General features: G+C 59.1%; 13 protein-coding genes. 3 read left to right on the top strand and 10 right to left on the bottom strand.

Going from position 1 to position 16,445, the window contains the following annotated elements; all coding sequences use genetic code 11:
• Positions 1 to 30 precede the first annotated feature (30 nt).
• From thiO to RSO41_RS06400, 3 genes are all read left to right on the top strand, one after another.
• The gene (gene thiO / locus RSO41_RS06410) at positions 31 to 1,188 is read left to right on the top strand and encodes a glycine oxidase ThiO (RefSeq protein WP_315618248.1); all 1,158 of its coding nucleotides are present in this window, start codon (positions 31 to 33) and stop codon (positions 1,186 to 1,188) included.
• Between the two features lie 154 nt (positions 1,189 to 1,342).
• Complete coding sequence (locus RSO41_RS06405; protein WP_315618247.1) at positions 1,343 to 1,726, top strand: nuclear transport factor 2 family protein; 384 nt, start codon at positions 1,343 to 1,345, stop codon at positions 1,724 to 1,726.
• Positions 1,727 to 1,773: 47 nt separating this feature from the next.
• Positions 1,774 to 3,210 carry an FAD-binding oxidoreductase gene (locus tag RSO41_RS06400; RefSeq protein ID WP_315618246.1) on the top strand — a complete coding sequence of 479 codons (1,437 nt, stop codon included), beginning with the start codon at positions 1,774 to 1,776 and terminating at the stop codon, positions 3,208 to 3,210.
• A gap of 89 nt (positions 3,211 to 3,299) precedes the next feature.
• Here the strand turns inward: RSO41_RS06400 and RSO41_RS06395 are convergent, their stop codons facing one another.
• The 10 genes from RSO41_RS06395 to RSO41_RS06350 form a co-directional block, all read right to left on the bottom strand.
• Entirely contained in the window at positions 3,300 to 4,769 is a 1,470-nt protein-coding gene (locus RSO41_RS06395) for a PLP-dependent aminotransferase family protein (RefSeq protein WP_315618245.1), read from the bottom strand.
• Between the two features lie 137 nt (positions 4,770 to 4,906).
• Positions 4,907 to 7,828, bottom strand: a complete 2,922-nt coding sequence (locus tag RSO41_RS06390; RefSeq protein ID WP_315618244.1) for a molybdopterin-dependent oxidoreductase — start codon at positions 7,826 to 7,828, stop codon at positions 4,907 to 4,909.
• The gene (locus RSO41_RS06385) at positions 7,825 to 8,661 is read right to left on the bottom strand and encodes a hypothetical protein (protein ID WP_315618243.1); all 837 of its coding nucleotides are present in this window, start codon (positions 8,659 to 8,661) and stop codon (positions 7,825 to 7,827) included. Before RSO41_RS06385 ends, RSO41_RS06390 begins: the two co-directional genes overlap by 4 nt.
• A 93-nt stretch (positions 8,662 to 8,754) precedes the next feature.
• Positions 8,755 to 10,062: a TRAP transporter large permease subunit gene (locus RSO41_RS06380; RefSeq protein WP_315618242.1), complete on the bottom strand. Its 1,308-nt coding sequence runs from the start codon at positions 10,060 to 10,062 to the stop codon at positions 8,755 to 8,757.
• Positions 10,063 to 10,298: 236 nt separating this feature from the next.
• Complete coding sequence (locus tag RSO41_RS06375) at positions 10,299 to 11,348, bottom strand: TRAP transporter substrate-binding protein DctP (RefSeq protein ID WP_315618241.1); 1,050 nt, start codon at positions 11,346 to 11,348, stop codon at positions 10,299 to 10,301.
• Between the two features lie 58 nt (positions 11,349 to 11,406).
• The gene (locus RSO41_RS06370; protein ID WP_315618240.1) at positions 11,407 to 11,916 is read right to left on the bottom strand and encodes a TRAP transporter small permease subunit; all 510 of its coding nucleotides are present in this window, start codon (positions 11,914 to 11,916) and stop codon (positions 11,407 to 11,409) included.
• 566 nt (positions 11,917 to 12,482) lie between these two features.
• Complete coding sequence (locus RSO41_RS06365; RefSeq protein ID WP_315618239.1) at positions 12,483 to 13,241, bottom strand: IclR family transcriptional regulator; 759 nt, start codon at positions 13,239 to 13,241, stop codon at positions 12,483 to 12,485.
• Positions 13,242 to 13,328: 87 nt separating this feature from the next.
• On the bottom strand, positions 13,329 to 14,606 hold the full coding sequence (locus RSO41_RS06360; protein ID WP_315618238.1) for a TRAP transporter large permease: 1,278 nt from the start codon (positions 14,604 to 14,606) through the stop codon (positions 13,329 to 13,331).
• A 10-nt stretch (positions 14,607 to 14,616) separates the two neighbouring features.
• Positions 14,617 to 15,177, bottom strand: coding sequence for a TRAP transporter small permease (locus tag RSO41_RS06355; RefSeq protein WP_315618237.1), 561 nt, complete (start codon positions 15,175 to 15,177; stop codon positions 14,617 to 14,619).
• A 14-nt stretch (positions 15,178 to 15,191) separates the two neighbouring features.
• Complete coding sequence (locus tag RSO41_RS06350) at positions 15,192 to 16,418, bottom strand: TRAP transporter substrate-binding protein DctP (protein WP_315618236.1); 1,227 nt, start codon at positions 16,416 to 16,418, stop codon at positions 15,192 to 15,194.
• Between the last annotated feature and the right edge of the window lie 27 nt (positions 16,419 to 16,445).

Below are 16,445 nucleotides of genomic sequence, written 5' to 3'. Positions count from 1 at the left end.
CGTTTGGCAGACTTCCCACGGAGGTGATTCATGAATGATTTCCTGATCATTGGTGGCGGCGTCATCGGCATGATGACTGCCTGGCAACTGGCCGAGGCGGGGCACGGGGTAACGCTGTTCGAGCGCGGGCAGTGTGGGCAGGAGGCCTCCTGGGCAGGCGGTGGTATCGTCTCGCCCCTTTACCCTTGGCGATACAGTGCGCCTATCTCGGGGCTTTCGCGTTGGTCGGAAGGGCGGTATCGGGACCTGGCGGCTCGCCTGGCCGAGGAGACCGGCATTGATCCGGAGTTCCGCCGGAAGGGGCTTTTCTATCTCGACCTGGACGATGCGGCCGAGGCCATGCAGTGGGCACAGCAACAGGGAAAGCCGCTGGCACGGGTCGACGACGGCTTCCTTTATGCCAGGGAGCCGCATCTGGTCGACGGTCTGGAGGGCGCGTTGTGGATGCCGACACTGGGCAGCATTCGAAATCCACGTCTGGGCCAGGCCCTGCGGTCCAGGCTGGGGAGCTTGCCTGACGTGACGCTGAAAGAGGGGTGTCGGGTCGACCGTCTGGTGGTCGAGAAAGGCCGGGTTCATGGCGTCGACACCGCTGATGGACGATTCTCGGCCGGGACGGTGATTCTCTGTGGTGGGGCCTGGACTGGACAACTGCTGGAAACACTGGGGATCGGTTTGCCGGTGCGGCCGGTCAAGGGGCAGATGATGGTCTACCGAACGCCTGTGGTATCCGGCAGCCGCCAACTGCTCGACCGGGTGGTGCTGGCCAAGGGGCGATACCTGATCCCGAGGTCCGATGGTCGGGTGTTGATAGGCTCGACGCTCGAGGAAGCCGGCTTCGACAAGGCGACCACGGCCTCGGCGCGGGCATCGTTGCATGCCAGCGCGGTATCCATGTTGCCGGCACTGGCCGACTGTGAAGTGGAACATCACTGGGCGGGGCTACGACCGGGCGCCCCGGACGGCCTGCCGTTCATCGGTGAGCTTCCCAATGTCCGGGGGCTGTTTGTCAATGCGGGTCATTATCGCAATGGCCTGGTGCTGGCTCCGGCCGCCACGCGGCTACTGGTCGATCAGTTGCTGGGGCGCGCACCGATTCTCGACCCAACGCCGTTTACCCCTCTGCCGGGACCGAAGGGGGCCGACGTGGGACATGATGTGGCCTCACCTGGATGCGTGCTCGCTTGATGGCGACCGACTGGTCCAATGTCCGGCTGGCATCTGGCGCTAATGTCGATCAGGCACAGTCAGTACTCTCGTGGGGGAGAAAAGGACAAGAGACCGAACCTCCGGCCCTTATCTCGCGCCTTGCGTGAACTGAACACCAGCCCAGGAGACAACAATGAGCCAGCCAACCGTGGAATTTCTTGAAGCCTTCAGTGACGCCCTTAACCGTCACGATATCGATGCCGTGATGGAGATGATGACCGAGGATTGCGTGTTTCATGCCGTCGCCGGTCCGGAGCTGATGGGGAAGAGTTTCGTGGGGCAGGGGGAGGTCCGCCAGGCACTGGAAAATGCCTGGAAGACCGCGCCCGATGCCGCCTGGATCGATGGCGAACACTTCGTGGTCGGCGACCGTGGTGTCTCCGAGACCACATACTGCGGCACGACCACCGAGGGGGCTCGCTCCGAGGCGCGCATGGTGGATGTCTTCACCTTCCGTGACGGCAAGATCGCCGTGAAGAATGCTTTCCGCAAGAATCGGCCGCCGGTCAATGCTTGACAGGGGCACGAACGAGTCATGGCATTCAGACGGCGAGGAGTCCGGTCATGGAGACAGTATCGGTAGAAGAGGTGAAAGCCAGGGGAAGCACCGCGCCTTCCCGGCCTTACGATCCAGCGTATGATCCCTTGAAGAGCGCGACGCCGGGACAGGGTCGCGACTATGCGCCCACCTACTGGATCGATACCGCGGGTGAGCCGCCGGAGGATGATGGTCCGGTCAGTGGTGACATGGATGCCGATGTGGTGATCATCGGTTCCGGCTTTACCGGGCTGAGTGCCGCCATCTTCCTGGCTCGCGAGCACGGCATCAAGGCGACCGTGCTCGAAGCCAATCGTGCCAGTTGGGGATGTTCCACGCGCAATGGTGGCCAGGCGCAATGTGCATCCGGCCGGCTGAAGCGCTCGCAGTGGATCCAGCGCTATGGGCTTGATGCCGCACTCAAGCTTCATGAGGAATGCTTGGCCGGCATGGCGACCTTCAAGGGTTTGATTGCCGATATCGATTGCGACCCGCAGCCCGGCGGTCACCTCTACGTCGCCCATCGGGACAAGGTGATGCCGAGTCTGGAAAAGGAGGCCAGACTGCTGCGCGATACCTTCGATTATGATGCCCGGATTCTGGATGCCGAGACGGTCAAGCGTGACTGGATGGGAGATCAGGAAGCGGCCGGTGCCATGCATGAACCCGAAGGCATCGGCATCCATGCCGGCAAGCTGGCCTTTGGCTATCATCGCAAGGCGCGTGAGCTGGGCGTGAAGATCCATCCGTCGAGTCCGGTGATGGGCTTCGAGACTCGAGGTGGTGTTCACTACCTTCAAACGCCGGGGGGCGTGGTCAAGGCGCGTGCCGTGGGTATCGCCACGGGAGGGTATACCTCCCAGAGCCTTCATCCCTCGCTGAAGAATCGACTGCTGCCGATCCTCTCCAATTCTATCGTCACCCGCCGGCTGACAGATGATGAGATCGCGTCATGCAATCTGTGGACGCACCAGGTGATCACCGATACGCGGATCCTGCGGCACTACTATCGCCTGTTGCCGGACAAGCGTCTGCAGATAGGCAGCCGGAGTGCGATCACTGGCCGTGAAGCGCCACAGAAGAAGTACGAGGATCGGCTGATCCATGACGTGCATCGCAAGTTCCCGACCCTCCAGGGAATCCAGATCGACTATTCCTGGTGGGGATGGGTCGACGTCAGTCACGACATGATGCCGCGTATTCATCAGCCTGATTCTCGCGAGACGGTCTATTATGCGCTGGGTTATGGCGGTAACGGAGTGATGTATTCCGCCCAGGCCGGTCGTCGGCTGGCCCAGTGGATTGCCGGGCAGGGGCAGGAGCTCGATCTGCCGATATTCACGTCGAGACTGCCGTATCCCAATGTTCGCGAAATGGTCGAGTCCCGGGCGTTTGCCCCTTTCCGGCGTCTCGGACAGCGAATGCTGTATCGCTGGTATCACATGAAGGATGAGGTGTTATGACACCGGGCTAGGCCGGGTAGGCGGCATCGACCAGTCGCCTACCCGGCGGCCTATGCGATTCGACTGGCATGTGCCTCGATGAAGTTGTCTCACGAGCGTACCGCTTGGGGGATGAGCGCCGCGAGGCGCTCGATGCCCGGTTCGATTCGTGATTCGGGAATCGCCGAGAAGCCCAGCCGGAAGTATTCGCGGCGAGGGGTATCGAAGAAGTGGATATCGCCGCACTCGATGAGGATGCCCTGCTCGGCGGCGAGACGCTGCAGCTCGTGGCAGTCCAGGCCCTCTGGCCCCCTGACCCAGAAACAGGACCCCCCGTAAGTCGAGGGCACCGAAGACTGTGGCATATGGCGAGCCAGGGCGTCGCCCATGCGCTGCCAACGACTGTGGAAGACCTGATGGGTGTGTCGCAGCAGGGCATCGTGGTAGCCGCGATCGAGAAAGAGCGCCACGGCGCGCTGGTTGTTGGTCGGCGGGTGGCGGAGCATGAGGCGGCGAAGGGCCCGCGCCTCGCGGATCAGCGCCGGTGGTCCCACCATGTAGCCCAGCCTCAGTCCGGGGGCCAGGGTCTTGGACAGGCTACCGACATAGATGACCCGGTTGTGCCGGTCGAGGCTTTTCAGGGCCGGCGTCGGGTTGTCGAGGTAGTTGGTCTCGCTCTCGTAGTCATCCTCGATGATCAGGAAGTTGTCGATCTCGGCCATGTCGAGCAGTTGGCGGCGACGCTCCAGCGGCATGGTCACCGTAGTAGGAGCCTGGTGGCTGGGGGTGACATAAACGAGCTGGCAGTCACGTAGCGCTGCATCGAGACACATGCCGTCTTCATCCACGTCCAGCAGATGAAGATCGTCGGTGAAGGTGCGGGCGATGTTGTACATGTCGACATAGCCAGGACTTTCCATGCCGAACCGCCGGCCCTGCTTCAAGAGCAGCATGCTGGCAATCCAGAGCGCTTGCTGGGCGCCGATCGTGACCAGGATCTCCTCGGGGTCGGCCCATACTCCGCGCCGAGGCAGCAGCCGCTGGTGAATCTGCTCTATCAGCAAGGGGTCGTCGTCATTGAGGTGATCGGTCGACCAGCTGCGAATCGCCGGCACGCTCATCGAATCGCGACTGCATTCTCGCCAGTGCTGAGTGGGAAAGAGTTCGGGGTCGATCTGTCCATAGATGAATGGATAGTCGTACCGGTGCCAGTCGCTGGGCTTGTCGATGGTCTGTTGCTGCGACGGGCGCATGGTCAACAGTTCCTCCCAGGGGAGGCGGTCGGCATCGATGTCATTGAGCCGTTCGGGCTTCTCGGCACTGCCTTTCAGGATCTCGGGGTTGACGAAATAACCGCTTCGGCTCTTGGCGATGAGGTAGCCATCGTCGAGCAGTTGTTCATATGCCAGCATCACCGTGTTGCGGGCGATGTGCAGTTCCTTGGCGAGTTTGCGGCTGGAGGGCAAGGCCTCGTCGCGAGGGATATGGCCATCGAGAATGCCCCGGGCGATCTGTTCGCGGAGCTGTTGTTGCAGGCTTTTCGCAAGGTCGGGATCGAGATAGAAGAGTAGCTGGCTCATGCAGGGCTCAGGACGGTCCGCGGTGACTCGATATGCGCTGCGGAGAAGGTACATATCGTCCCCCGATCATGCCAAGTCCATGGCGGGATTGCCAGCGCTTCCCGCATGGTTGTCGGGTCCCGCGCCCCGGAGTGCTCTCATGTGTCGACGGCGGCTCGGACCCGACAGCGATGCAGCTTCAGGTTACTTTGATGGGACATGGGGTCCAGGCGGCCGTCGGTGAGTTCATTGACAGATCCCCAGGGAGCGAAGGGCTGCTGAGTATCCCAGCCGATGGGGATGAAGATCACGTCCGGGTGAATCCCCGATGTCACCCAGGCCCGCGCCTCCAGGTGCCCTCCGGGCGATTCGATGATCAGTGGCTCGCCCTCGCGGATGCCCTTGCTGGCTGCCTTGTCGGGATGAATCTGGCAGTAAAGGTCCGGCCACATCTCCTGTGCCTGCCAGAAATAATGGGTCCAGGAGTGGAAATGCGAGGCGGTGGGGCGCCCGGTCACCAGTTGGGTATCCCACTCGGCTTCCTCATGTTTTGGGGATGCCTGCAAGGTGACATGGTCGGTGAGGGTCGGCGCGTGAAAGAAGGGGGACAACTCGGCAGGGCGATCATCGGCGGCAACGTGAAGATGCCCCGAGGTGGCTTCCGCCTCGGTATAGAAATACGGCAGTGATGACAGGCCCAGCGAGCGAAACTTGGTTTCGATGGTGGCGTTCCAGAATTCCAGCTGCCCGCTGGGCGTGGGGAAGCGCTTGCCCGGTTCGCTGCCGAAGGCGGTGGTACCTTCCAGGTAGAGGGTGTCCGGCTCGGGCGTATCCTCGGTGGCCACGGGAATGCGAACCCAGCGATAAGGGGTCGATGTCAGGCGTTGCATAGTGACGCCTCGCAGTGCCGGAGTGGCCTGCCGGAAAACCTCGTCCCAGAATACCGCCGGGTCCTTGTAGCGGTCCTGGAGGACCGACTGGAATCCCAGTCGCTTGCCAAGCTCGATCCAGAACCAGTGATCCGAGCGAGCCTCGCCGGGCGGGTCCATGAGACGCTCGTTCCAGACGACTCGCCGATCTTCCGCCAGGCGGCTGATGCCCCCCTTCTCGACACCGGTAGCGGCGGGCAGGACATAATCGGCCAGTGCCGAGGTCTCGTTGAAGAACAGATCAATGTGTACCAGCAAGTCCAGTGACTGGAAGGCCTCCTGGACCTTGTGCCGGTTCGGCCACTGGGCAGCGGGGTTGTTGCCGGTGATCAAACCGCGGACGGCATAGGGCTTGCCGTCCAGCATGGCGTCTAGCCATTGGCGAGGACTATTGCCCAGCGCCGGCCGGTTGATGGATACCTTGTCGCTCTCTGGGACCGGGATGCGTCCCCAGTCGGGCTCCGATGCCACATTGAAGTAGCCGCCGCCGCGACGTCCCCAGTTACCGGTGATGGCCGCCAGGAACATGAGAGTTCGATTGGCCTGGACGCCGTTGCTGTGCTGATTGATGCCGCGACTGGCAAAGATCATGCAGCCCTCGGCATGGGCGATGTCTCGGGCCAGGTCGCGAATGCGTCCGATGTCGAGGCCGGTGATATCACTGGCCCATTCGATGCTGTATTCCTGCTGGCGGATGAAGTCTCGCCAGGTTTCCCACCCCTGTACCCATTGTTGGCAGAACGCGAGGTCATGCCAGTCGCGGCGAAATATCTCGTGAATGAGCCCCAGCGCCAGGGCCATGTCGGTGCCGGGGCGTATCGCCAGCCAGTGATCGGCCTTGCTGGCGGTGGCAGTCAGGCGTGGGTCGATGACGATCATTCCGGCCCCACGGCGGAGCCGCCAGTCATTGACCATGCCGAAGTTGACCGGGCGAGTTTCGGCCTGGTTGTCGCCGAAATACACGTGCAGCGCCGCACTGCCGATATCCTCCGGTGTATAGATATTGGGCTGGCAGGTGGAGCCAAGGGTCAGTTCCAGAGCCACGACCTTGCCCGCATCGCAGAAGGGTTCGGTCGTCAGGAAGTTGGGTGTTCCCCACATCTGGGTGAACATGGGGACATAGCCCATGATATTGAGCACGCCGGTTCGGGTTCCCATGTGGATCGCCAGCGCTTCGCTGCCATCGCGCTCACGGATCTGTTCGAGGCGTCCGGCGATATCATCCAGGGCTTCATCCCAGCTGACACGCTCGAACGTCTCGCTGCCGGGAGGGCCCCGGCGCTTGAGGGGGTGCGTCAGGCGGCTCGGGTTGCGGTAGAGCTGAAGCGTCATCTGCGATTTCGGGCAAATACGTCCTTGGAAGACGGGGTCCTCGTCATTGCCGAGAATCCTGACCACTTCGCCGCCTTTCATGCCGAACTTGAGGGTGCAGCCGTTGAAGCAGATATGGCAGCCTCCCGGCTTGATGTCGTCGGGCTGCTGGTCGTCCACCTTGCGGTAAGGGATCTGCACCCACTTCGACGTGGGGGATGGATTCGACGGCGCCGTGACCTGAACAGCGGGCGGATGCTTGTCGGCCAGGGGGTCCTTCGGGGCCGCCGCTCCCGGTGATGTGTGCCGGTCCAGATAGAGGGTGGCGGGGCCCTGCAGGAAATGGTCGTTATCCCGCACGGGTTTGTCGGCTTCATGGGCCAGTTCCAGCAGTTCCTCCCGCTTGCCGAACGTGATGGCACGCGTCGGGCAGACACTGGCACACGCCGGTATTTCACCACGGGCCCGGCGCGGTGCGCAGAGATCGCATTTCACGGCATGGTTGTCCACCGGGTCATAGCCCATGGCGCCATAGGGACAGGCCAGGACGCACTCTCCACAGCCGGTGCACAGCGACTCGTCGACGCTGACCACACCGGTGTCCGGGTCCTTGCTCAGGGCCTTGGGTACCACGGGGCAGGCTCTCAGGCAGGCCGGGCGCTCGCATTGCTGGCAGGTCACGGTGAGGAAATCCAGCTCGGGCAGCGAGGGGTCGCCCAGCCACATCACCTTGTTGCGGTATTCGTCTGGCCCCAGGCCGTTGACCTGTTTGCAGGCCGCCTCGCAGCTCTTGCATCCGGTGCAGCGCTCCAGGTCGATGCTCAAGCAGAGCTGGCTCATGTTTCCCCTCCCCAGGTGGCCAGGTGCCACCAGTAGACAGCGTCGCCGCCGGCGACGTAGCCGGCGAAAAAGGTAACGGTCAGGACGTGGACGATAATGCCGAAGACGAACAGCAGAGCGACGAGAATATGCAGGCGACGCCACAGCGACAGGGCCCGTCCGGCCTGGCGACGGGCGCCCACGAGTCGCGATTCCCGGGCGGCCAGGCGTGCATAACTCAGCGTCAGCAATGGATGAGCCACTGCATGCTTCAGGTTCGGCGAGAACAGGGCTTCATCGGCTTGTGGGTCCAGACGCTTCAGAAGATGGGTCTTGGCCGCGATGATGCCGGCCAGCTCGTGTCGTGTCGTCGTCGTGAGCGTGAAGCTGGTCTCTCTCGATCCGAACTGATGCGAGAATTGCCGAGACAGGAAGACCCGAGCCACGATGCCCTGGTAGATCAGGAACAACAGCAGCACATAGAGGACGCCCGGCATGCTGAGGAGACGTCCCGCGGCGACATGCAGGCTGACGAACACGAAGCCGGCCATACTGGCCAGGACGTGTGCGGCGAACCAAAAGGGTGGGCTGGCCGATAGCGAGCTGCGTTTGGTGAGGCTGAAAAGCAACGGCGTCATCAATAGAAGACTGCCGATCATGGCGACCAGTTGCAGCCAGGGCAGGCCCGGTCGTTTGCCGAGGAAATCGGTTACCTGCAGAGTCACTGTCAGCACCAGAACCAGCGTAATACCTGCCAGTCCCTGCAACAGGCGTCGATGAGAGATTCTCGGCGGGATGGCGGGGCGATCATCATGCGACATGTTCTCGAGCTCCATGCGCCGTGTCGACGCCATGCCGGGATGTCCTGGTCGGGCCCCTCCACGGCCATCATGGAGGGCAGCGAGTCATGCCGGGACTCGCCGCCCTTGTGCCAGGACGGAGGGCCGTCAGTCGAAGAATTGTGGCAGCCAGGTGGCTATCTCGGGGAACACAAAGATCAGGCCCAGGCCGAGTAGCTGCAGCAGCACGAAGGGCCCCACGGATCCATAGACATCCCCCCATCCGACGTCACCGGGCAAGATGCTTTTCAACCAGAACAGCACGAAACCGAAAGGTGGGGTCAGATAGGCAATCTGGATATTGACGATGAACAGGACACCGAACCAGATCTTGTCGACGCCCAGCAATTCGATGATTGGCAGGAACAGTGGCGTGCACAGCATGATGATGGCCCAATCGTCCATCACCATCCCCAGCAGCAGGATGATCAGCATCATCAGCAGCAGGATGCCGGTCGTGCCCCCCGGCATTGCCAGGACCATGTCGGTGATCAGCTCCTGGCTGCCCAGGGTGTTGAAGATATTCAGGAAGATGTTGGCCCCGATCAGGATCCAGAGACCCATGCCGGTCAGCTTCACGGTTGTGCTCAACGAGTCCTTGAACACTTGCCCGGTCAGGCGGCCATTGAACAGGTTGATCAGCAGGGCGCTGGTAGCACCGAAGGCGGCGGCTTCGGGAGGTGTGGCGATACCGCCCCAGATGGTGCCTAGCACGATGAGGATCAGCAGGATGAAGGGCCAGATGCCCATCAGGGATTGGGCCTTTTCACGTCGGGAAAATTTCTTGTCGGCAGGTAGCGCCGGGCCCATTTCCGGTTGCAGCTTGCAGCGAACGCCAATGTAGATTGCGTAGAAAGTGGCCAGCATCAAGCCCGGCAAAAGACCGGCCAGAAACAGTTTGCCGATCGAGGCATTGGCCAGCAGTCCGTAGAAGATGAAGGGCACGCTGGGAGGAATCAATGCCCCCAATGCGCCGCCGGCACCGATGGAACCGATGGCGATCTTTCGGCTGTACGAGTACTTCATCATCGAAGGGTAGGCGATCTGTCCCATGGTGATCGTTGCCGGCGGGGTGATGCCGGTGACAGCGGCGAAGATAGTACTGACCTTCACCGTGCCGATGGCCAGGCCGCCCGGGATATGGCCGATCAGCTTGTATACGGCATCATACGCAGCATCGGCGATGCCCGAGTAACGAATCAGGCTGCCCATGAACAAGAATAACGGCACCGTGACCAGCACGGGATTCCAGGGGGTGGAGTAGAAGGCGCTCGGTATGGCCAGCAGGGCACGTGGCTCAACCATGGCAGCGAATACCACCGCGGTGCCACCGAGCGCGAAGGCAACGGGCAGCCCCAGGAACATGGCGCCAAAGAGGCACGCGAAGTAGAGGAGCGTGATGATTTCCAGACTCATTCAGTGACCTTCCTGGTGAAAGTTATTGAGCAACCAAGTCAATATCAGTCGTTGACACGAAAAGGGCCATGACATGTCGTCCTGTCCAGAGACGGGAATCCATGCCCTCGGTGGGTGAGGTGGTCAAGTATCTGAGATCCTGGCTTGTGAAGCGGTTCGGAAGCGTGACGAGGTACGCCTGCCCCTGCGGGTGACGGGGCAGGCGCATTGGCCCTGTTGACCGGCCGAGTGCTCGGTCAGAGCTTACCCTTGTCCTTCATGAAACGCTTGAAGATCTCCACGCCTTCCGCATTGCGCTCTGACATCGCGGCGATTTCCGGCCAGACTTCCTCGATGGAGAATTCACGCATACGATCGATTTCCTCATCGCTGAAGTTGATGACCTCACCACCTTCATCCCGCAGGGACTGCAGCGCGATATCGACCTGGTCAGCGTGCATCTTGCTGGTCTCGAAGTAGGTCTCCTTGAAGACACTGTTGATCTGTTCACGCTGCCAGTCGGTCAGCGCATTCCAGGCTTCGAGATTGACGAAGGTCTCCTGGTGCTGGGCGGGGTTCCATCCCGGCTGGATGGCATAGTCGACGACCTCGTTGAAGGACATGTCATCGATGCCGCCGGTATCCCAGTAGGTGCCGTCGATCGTTCCCAGGCGAATTGCCGTGTAGATGTCACCGGCCCCCATCGAGACGGCCGTGCCTCCCAGTGCTTCGTGGAACAGGGCCTGAGGCCCGCCGGCACGCATCTTCTTGCCTTCCAGGTCCTCGAGTTTCTCGACGCGGAAGTTGGTGAACATGGCATTCGTTCCCTGGTCGGTCCAGCCGACCCAATGGAGTCCGCGCTCGTGGGCGGCCTCCTGGACAAGATCACCAATGCGATAGTCCTCGCCCCACATGACTTCCCAGGCTTCCTCGGGACTTTCGGCTCCCATGGGGAGACCGAAGGCCAGCATGCCTTCTGGCAGGTCACCACCATAGACCGTGGCCCAGCCGGCGTAGCCATCGGTCATGCCGGATGCAGCGGCCATGAAGGCTTCATCGCCACTGGTCAGAGAGCCGGCCGGCCGCAACTCGATCTTGACCGTGCCCTCGGTGGCTTCCTCGACGGCGTTGATCCAGGGAATCAGGCCATTGTCCCAGCCGGCATCGGAGGAGTCGAAAGCAGGCTGCAATACCCATGTCGTGACTTCGTCGGGTGGACCATCGGACTGGGCCAGGGCCTGGTTGGCTGTCATGATTCCGGCACTGATCATGGTCATGGTGAAGATGGTGCGTTTTGTCATTGTCATGTCGTCTATCCTTCTTCGTCATTAAGCGTTTCTGTGTGGGGCCGGTTGGCCTGGGTGGTTATGGCTCCTGGGTGCCTTTGAATACCGTCTTTACATCCTCCAGAAGTTGCTGAACTGCAATCAGAAGAACAATGATGGCAGACAGTGGAATAATGGCTTTTATCGGGTAGATAGGGATCGGAATTGCTGTGGGAGTGGTCTGATTGAATTTGTAAGACATGATCGCTGCGTCTGTTCCCTTCCAGATGAGAACACCAAGAAAGGCGAAGGTAAGAATAGATGTCAGAATATCGAAAACCGCCTTTTTTCGGGGCGAGAAATTGGCGTAGAAAAGATCTAGTTTTATGAAGGAGCCGTGTTTAAGAGCATAAGCTCCTCCCGCACAAGCAAGAAGTACCATGGCGGCCTGAATGGTAGGGGAAATCCACTGTGAGGCGGAGTTTAGGGCGTATCTCAGGAAGACATCGGTGACGCCAAAGGTCATGCAATAGAGAATCAGTATGGAGCCGATGATCCCCATGATCTCGGCCGCTCTATGAGTCAGTCTTTCGAGGATAGTGTGAAACACTTTACCTGCTCCTCTTTTTATTTATCGTTGGTTGGCCATGGCTCAGGCTTTCGTCTCTTGCTTTTTTCTTGTATGGATGCTTTCAGCATTTCTCGAGTACAGCCTAGGATTGGTTGATCCGGGAGGGATAGTGCCAGTTGGCAGTATTCAATGGCACCAGGCGAGGTGAGCCGCACAGGGCGCCATGGAGCCGTTGAGTCAGCACAGGTACGTCACCGGAAGGAGGGCGCTTCGATGACCGAGTAGGCTCCTGTTCCACTCGGCTTCGGTCCTGCCTGCTCCGTATTGTCATGTCGACATTCCGCCGAGAAGTGGCTGTCGTACCATGTTTCGTGGGACAGTGCATCACATGTAACGATATGTGCGGCGATCGAGATGAAACGGCCATGTACCAGAGAGCATCATGTTGTGTGAAAACAACAAACCCTTTTCGGTTGTGACTTTTATGTGATGTCTGTCTGGTTTTTCATGGGAGACTTTCTGGAGTTTTTTTATTACGAGGTTTTGCTGTCAATGATATTTCCTTGTTGATATTTCCAAGGTGAGCCTGAAATCCTGGAGCGGGGTCAGAATGTTTCCTCAAGTTCTGACGCGATCTGTCGCATCAGTGGAGCCCACTCTCTTAGTGACTCGATGGAGTGACGAAGTTGTGGTGCATGAATGGCAAGTGTGGCTTGCATATGGCCAATCTTGTCGAATATGGGGACGGCGATGGCAACCATACCCTGAATGAATTCTTCGTTATCGGTGCTCAGTCTGGTCTTGGCGATTTCGCCAAGTTGCTCTTCGAGAAGGGACGCGGACGTGAGCGTGTATGGAGTATGCGCGTCCAGTGTCAAACTCGATAGAAGGGCCCGGCGGCGTTGAGGAGGCATCAAGGCGAGGAAAAGCTTACCACTGGCCGTACAGTGAAGCGGCAGGCGTGAACCCGGAGGTAGCTGTATGCGGACCGGCCAGTTGGTCTCCACCCTGTCGTAGTAGAGCAGTTCATGGCCATCGAGCAGGGTCAGGTTGCAGGTCTCGCCGGCCTCTCTGGCCAGTCGCTCCAGCAACAGGCGGCGTGGTGCTTTCAGGCTTTCGTTGGCCAGTGTCCCCATGGCCATACGGTGCAACCTTGGTCCTGGCAGCAGATGTCGGCCGTCCATATCCCGCATGATCAACTGCTGGTCCTCGAGCTGCTTGAGCAGACGGTGGATCGTTGGTTTGGGGATGTCCAGTCGTTTGTCCAGGTCCGCTGCACTGATGTTGTGCTCGGTCGTGGCAATTTCCTCGAGCAAGCTGATGGCTCGCAGGAGGGTGGTGTTGGTGGATGTGTCTCTGGGCATGAGCTTTCCTTGCGACGAGCTTGCTGTCGGTGTCTGCCATGATGGTAGCGCAACAGGCTCGGTCCGGCCTGTCACGCTACGGCAATCTCACAGGTTGACCAGGAACATGGAGAGTTGTGGCCACAGGGATATCGCGATCCAGCAGGAGATCAAAGCGATGAAATATGGTATCACGAAGCGAACCAGTCTGAGGTAGGGGATACCCGTGATGCTGCTGGCAACATACAGGTTCAGACCAAATGGCGGTGTAACAAAGCCGATGGCCGCCCCCACGAGGAAGATGACAGAGAAATGGATGGGGTCCACGCCAGCAGTCTGTGCGATAGGTGCCAGAATTGGGGCAAGGATAATGGTGACGGGGAGGCTTTCCAGAATCATTCCTGCCAACAGGATCATGAGCATGCAGGCCCCGAGGATGGCGTAATAATTGCCAAGGCCATTCAGTAGGTCCTCAAGAATCTGGCCAGCACCAAGAACGGACAAAAGCTGTTGCATGACCACCGATATGGCGATTAAAGGTGCCAGCATGCCGGCTATCTGACCCGAGCGAAGCATGATGGAAGGAAGTCGAAAAATGCTGATTTCTCGGGTTATAAGAAGCCCTGCTATCAAAGTGAAGCCAACGGTAATGGCGGCCGCTTCTGTCGGTGAAAATTTTCCGGAATATATTCCATAAAGAACGACGCCAATGGTGGCAAAACCGAGGTATGCTTTCCTGGCACAGATAGCACTTTCCTTGACCTTGAAGGGGATCAGGGTCCCCCATCCGTGACGGCGAGCCACCAGGTGGCAGGTCAGCATCATGACCAATACCATCATGGCCCCGGGAATCATGCCGGCGATGAAGAGATCGCTGATCGACAGGTTCATCATGAAACCATAGACGATGAAAATGATGCTCGGCGGTATGATGATACCGACCGTGCCGCCAGATGCAGCGGTCGCAGCCGAGAACCGGTCATCGTAACCATTCTGTCGCATCTCCGGTTGCATGATCGAGCCGATGGTTGCTGTGGTGCCGGCGTTGGACCCAGAGATTGCGGCAAAGAGACCACAGGCACCCAGTGTTGCCATCCCCATGCCACCACGCAGCCAGCCCAGTACCGAGTAGGCAAAGTCCGAAAGTCGTTTGGCGATCCCTGCCGCGTTGATCAGATCACCCGTCAATATAAACAAGGGGAGCGCCAGCAGACCGAAGAAGCTCAAGCCCTGGAAAAGAGTTACGCCTATATTGGCGAGCGTGAAGTCGATCACCATGCTGGTTCCAACCACCCATAGCCCTATGACCAGGAAAATGGGAACGCCCAGCAGGAAAAACAGTGTAACGCCTGTCGTGATCAGGCCGATAAGTAGGCCATCTGTCATGGGTTTTCCCCTAGTCCATCATGGAAGGCTGGAGGTTGAATGGTTCACCCATTCGGAAGCGTTTCCAGTCGGTGAAAAGGTTTTGCAGAACACGATAAATTATTAATGCCCAGGCCAAAGGTGTTGCCAGGTAGAACCACCACTGCATAACATCGTTGGTTCCAGGGACAATGGCGAAATTGTTGTATGCTAAATGGACCTGATCAATCGTGAAATTTATCACCATTATCCCAAAGCCAATCCACAGCACTGAGTCGAGGACAAGGCAAAGGAACTGACCGGTATAAGGGAGTCGCATCCGTATTTCGTTGAGCGAAAGGTGTGTTCGGTTCTTGACGTTAAGTGAAGCGCCGAACCAGGTCAGCCAGAGAAAAAGAAGAACGGGAATGCTCGTACTCCATGGGGCCTGGGCATTGAAGAAGAATCGGCGAATGACTTCTACAAAGATAATGCCGGACATTCCTGTGTAGGATAAGAGTATGATGCATTTTTCTATATTGTCATCCAGCCAGCGAAAGGGAACCAGCCACCATGTGGCTGGTTGCGCTAGTGAGTGGTCGTGGTTCGCCATGATGGGCCTCCGCCTTATCCTTTCCACCAGCGCTGTGGCTTGACATTCACCGCGGCAGTGTCACGAGGTATTTCACGTGCTATACCGTGAAGCTCCTTATAGATATCCACGCCACCGGCCCAGGCATTTAGACGCTCTCGCCACTGCTCCCAGGGCTTCGGGTTGAACTCCGGCGAGCACATTTTTTCGGCCTTTTCCCGTTCGGCATCAGAAAGCGGTGCGACGCGCACATTATTTTCCGCGAAAACCGTATTTTCCTGAGGGTGTTCCGTGGCTCCTACGATCTGGTAGCGTCCTGCCTCATTCATGCCCTGGGTGAAAATCTGCGCACAGTAGGCTGATTCCATGACCTGTTCCTGGAGGTCACTACCTAGGCTTTCGAACTTGGAGAGGCTCATGGCCGTGTGTTCGGTTCCTGCAAAGAACCTCAAGTCGACGGCCTGAGAGACGACAGGTGCCATACCGGCATAGGCTACTGCACTCATCCAGGTTTCTGCGCCATCCAGCAAGCCCTGGCGGAGTCCATCGAGGGTTTCTTCCCAGGCAACCGGAACCGGGTTGAGGTCGAGTTGCTCCATGGCAATACGACCAAGTTGTGTGCCGGTCACGCGGTTCTTGGTTCCCTGAATGTCTTCGAGGCTGGTTACCAGGGGCTTATCTGCCCACTTCAGGCCCATCATAATGCCCCGAAGGTCACAGTGCGTGAACAGGAACTGCAGGTTGTGTCGTTGGCGTAACGGCTCTCGAAGCAGCTTCTCGCTTCTCTTGTCGTAGAAGAAGTGAAACATCGAAGCGACGCTGGGAAATAGGTAGGCAAAGTCGAGAATGTTGAGGTAAGGCGCTCCACCTGCAGAGTTCTGTGTCGAGGCCGAGAAGATGTCGACAATTCCTTGCTGTGTCTTGCTGACACAGTCGAGTTGGTTGCAGACCTCATTGCTTCCCATGAACTCCACGCGAATGGCCCCGTTGGTGCGTTCTTCCAGGTCCCGTGCGAAAAACAGCTGGCCTGACTTCTGGATATCGAGGTTTCGCTCGTTGAATCCCGAAGCCCCGAAGCGAAGCTGGAACTTGGGTTCGGTCTGGTATCGACGTTGCTGCTCCTGTTCAGCGGCTTTGGCCAGGGTGCTGGCCGTGAGTCCGGCACCTAGTCCGGAAGCGGCAAGAAGCGTGGAGGTGAGGCCGAATCGTCCCGAGATATTCAGAAAGTCCCGGCGAGACACGTTTCCAATCGGTGATTTCATGAGCAGGGCTCCCGCGTTTGTGATTGG

Origin of the sequence: Halomonas sp. I1, assembly GCF_032334135.1 — a bacterium.
GTDB lineage: Bacteria > Pseudomonadota > Gammaproteobacteria > Pseudomonadales > Halomonadaceae > Halomonas.
Note: the sequence above shows the minus strand (reverse complement) of the source record. Positions and strands in the feature narration are given on the sequence as shown.

Bases quoted from the DNA above. Each gene is read 5' to 3' on its own strand.
- RSO41_RS06395 (WP_315618245.1), bottom strand. From the start codon at position 4,769: ATGAGCCAGCTACTCTTCTATCTCGATCCCGACCTTGCGAAAAGCCTG.
- RSO41_RS06360 (WP_315618238.1), bottom strand. From the start codon at position 14,606: ATGACAGATGGCCTACTTATCGGCCTGATCACGACAGGCGTTACACTG.
- RSO41_RS06355 (WP_315618237.1), bottom strand. From the start codon at position 15,177: ATGGCGAACCACGACCACTCACTAGCGCAACCAGCCACATGGTGGCTG.
- RSO41_RS06400 (WP_315618246.1), top strand. From the start codon at position 1,774: ATGGAGACAGTATCGGTAGAAGAGGTGAAAGCCAGGGGAAGCACCGCG.
- RSO41_RS06375 (WP_315618241.1), bottom strand. From the start codon at position 11,348: ATGACAATGACAAAACGCACCATCTTCACCATGACCATGATCAGTGCC.
- RSO41_RS06390 (WP_315618244.1), bottom strand. From the start codon at position 7,828: ATGAGCCAGCTCTGCTTGAGCATCGACCTGGAGCGCTGCACCGGATGC.
- RSO41_RS06380 (WP_315618242.1), bottom strand. From the start codon at position 10,062: ATGAGTCTGGAAATCATCACGCTCCTCTACTTCGCGTGCCTCTTTGGC.
- RSO41_RS06350 (WP_315618236.1), bottom strand. From the start codon at position 16,418: ATGAAATCACCGATTGGAAACGTGTCTCGCCGGGACTTTCTGAATATC.
- RSO41_RS06405 (WP_315618247.1), top strand. From the start codon at position 1,343: ATGAGCCAGCCAACCGTGGAATTTCTTGAAGCCTTCAGTGACGCCCTT.
- thiO (WP_315618248.1), top strand. From the start codon at position 31: ATGAATGATTTCCTGATCATTGGTGGCGGCGTCATCGGCATGATGACT.
- RSO41_RS06385 (WP_315618243.1), bottom strand. From the start codon at position 8,661: ATGGCGTCGACACGGCGCATGGAGCTCGAGAACATGTCGCATGATGAT.
- RSO41_RS06365 (WP_315618239.1), bottom strand. From the start codon at position 13,241: ATGCCCAGAGACACATCCACCAACACCACCCTCCTGCGAGCCATCAGC.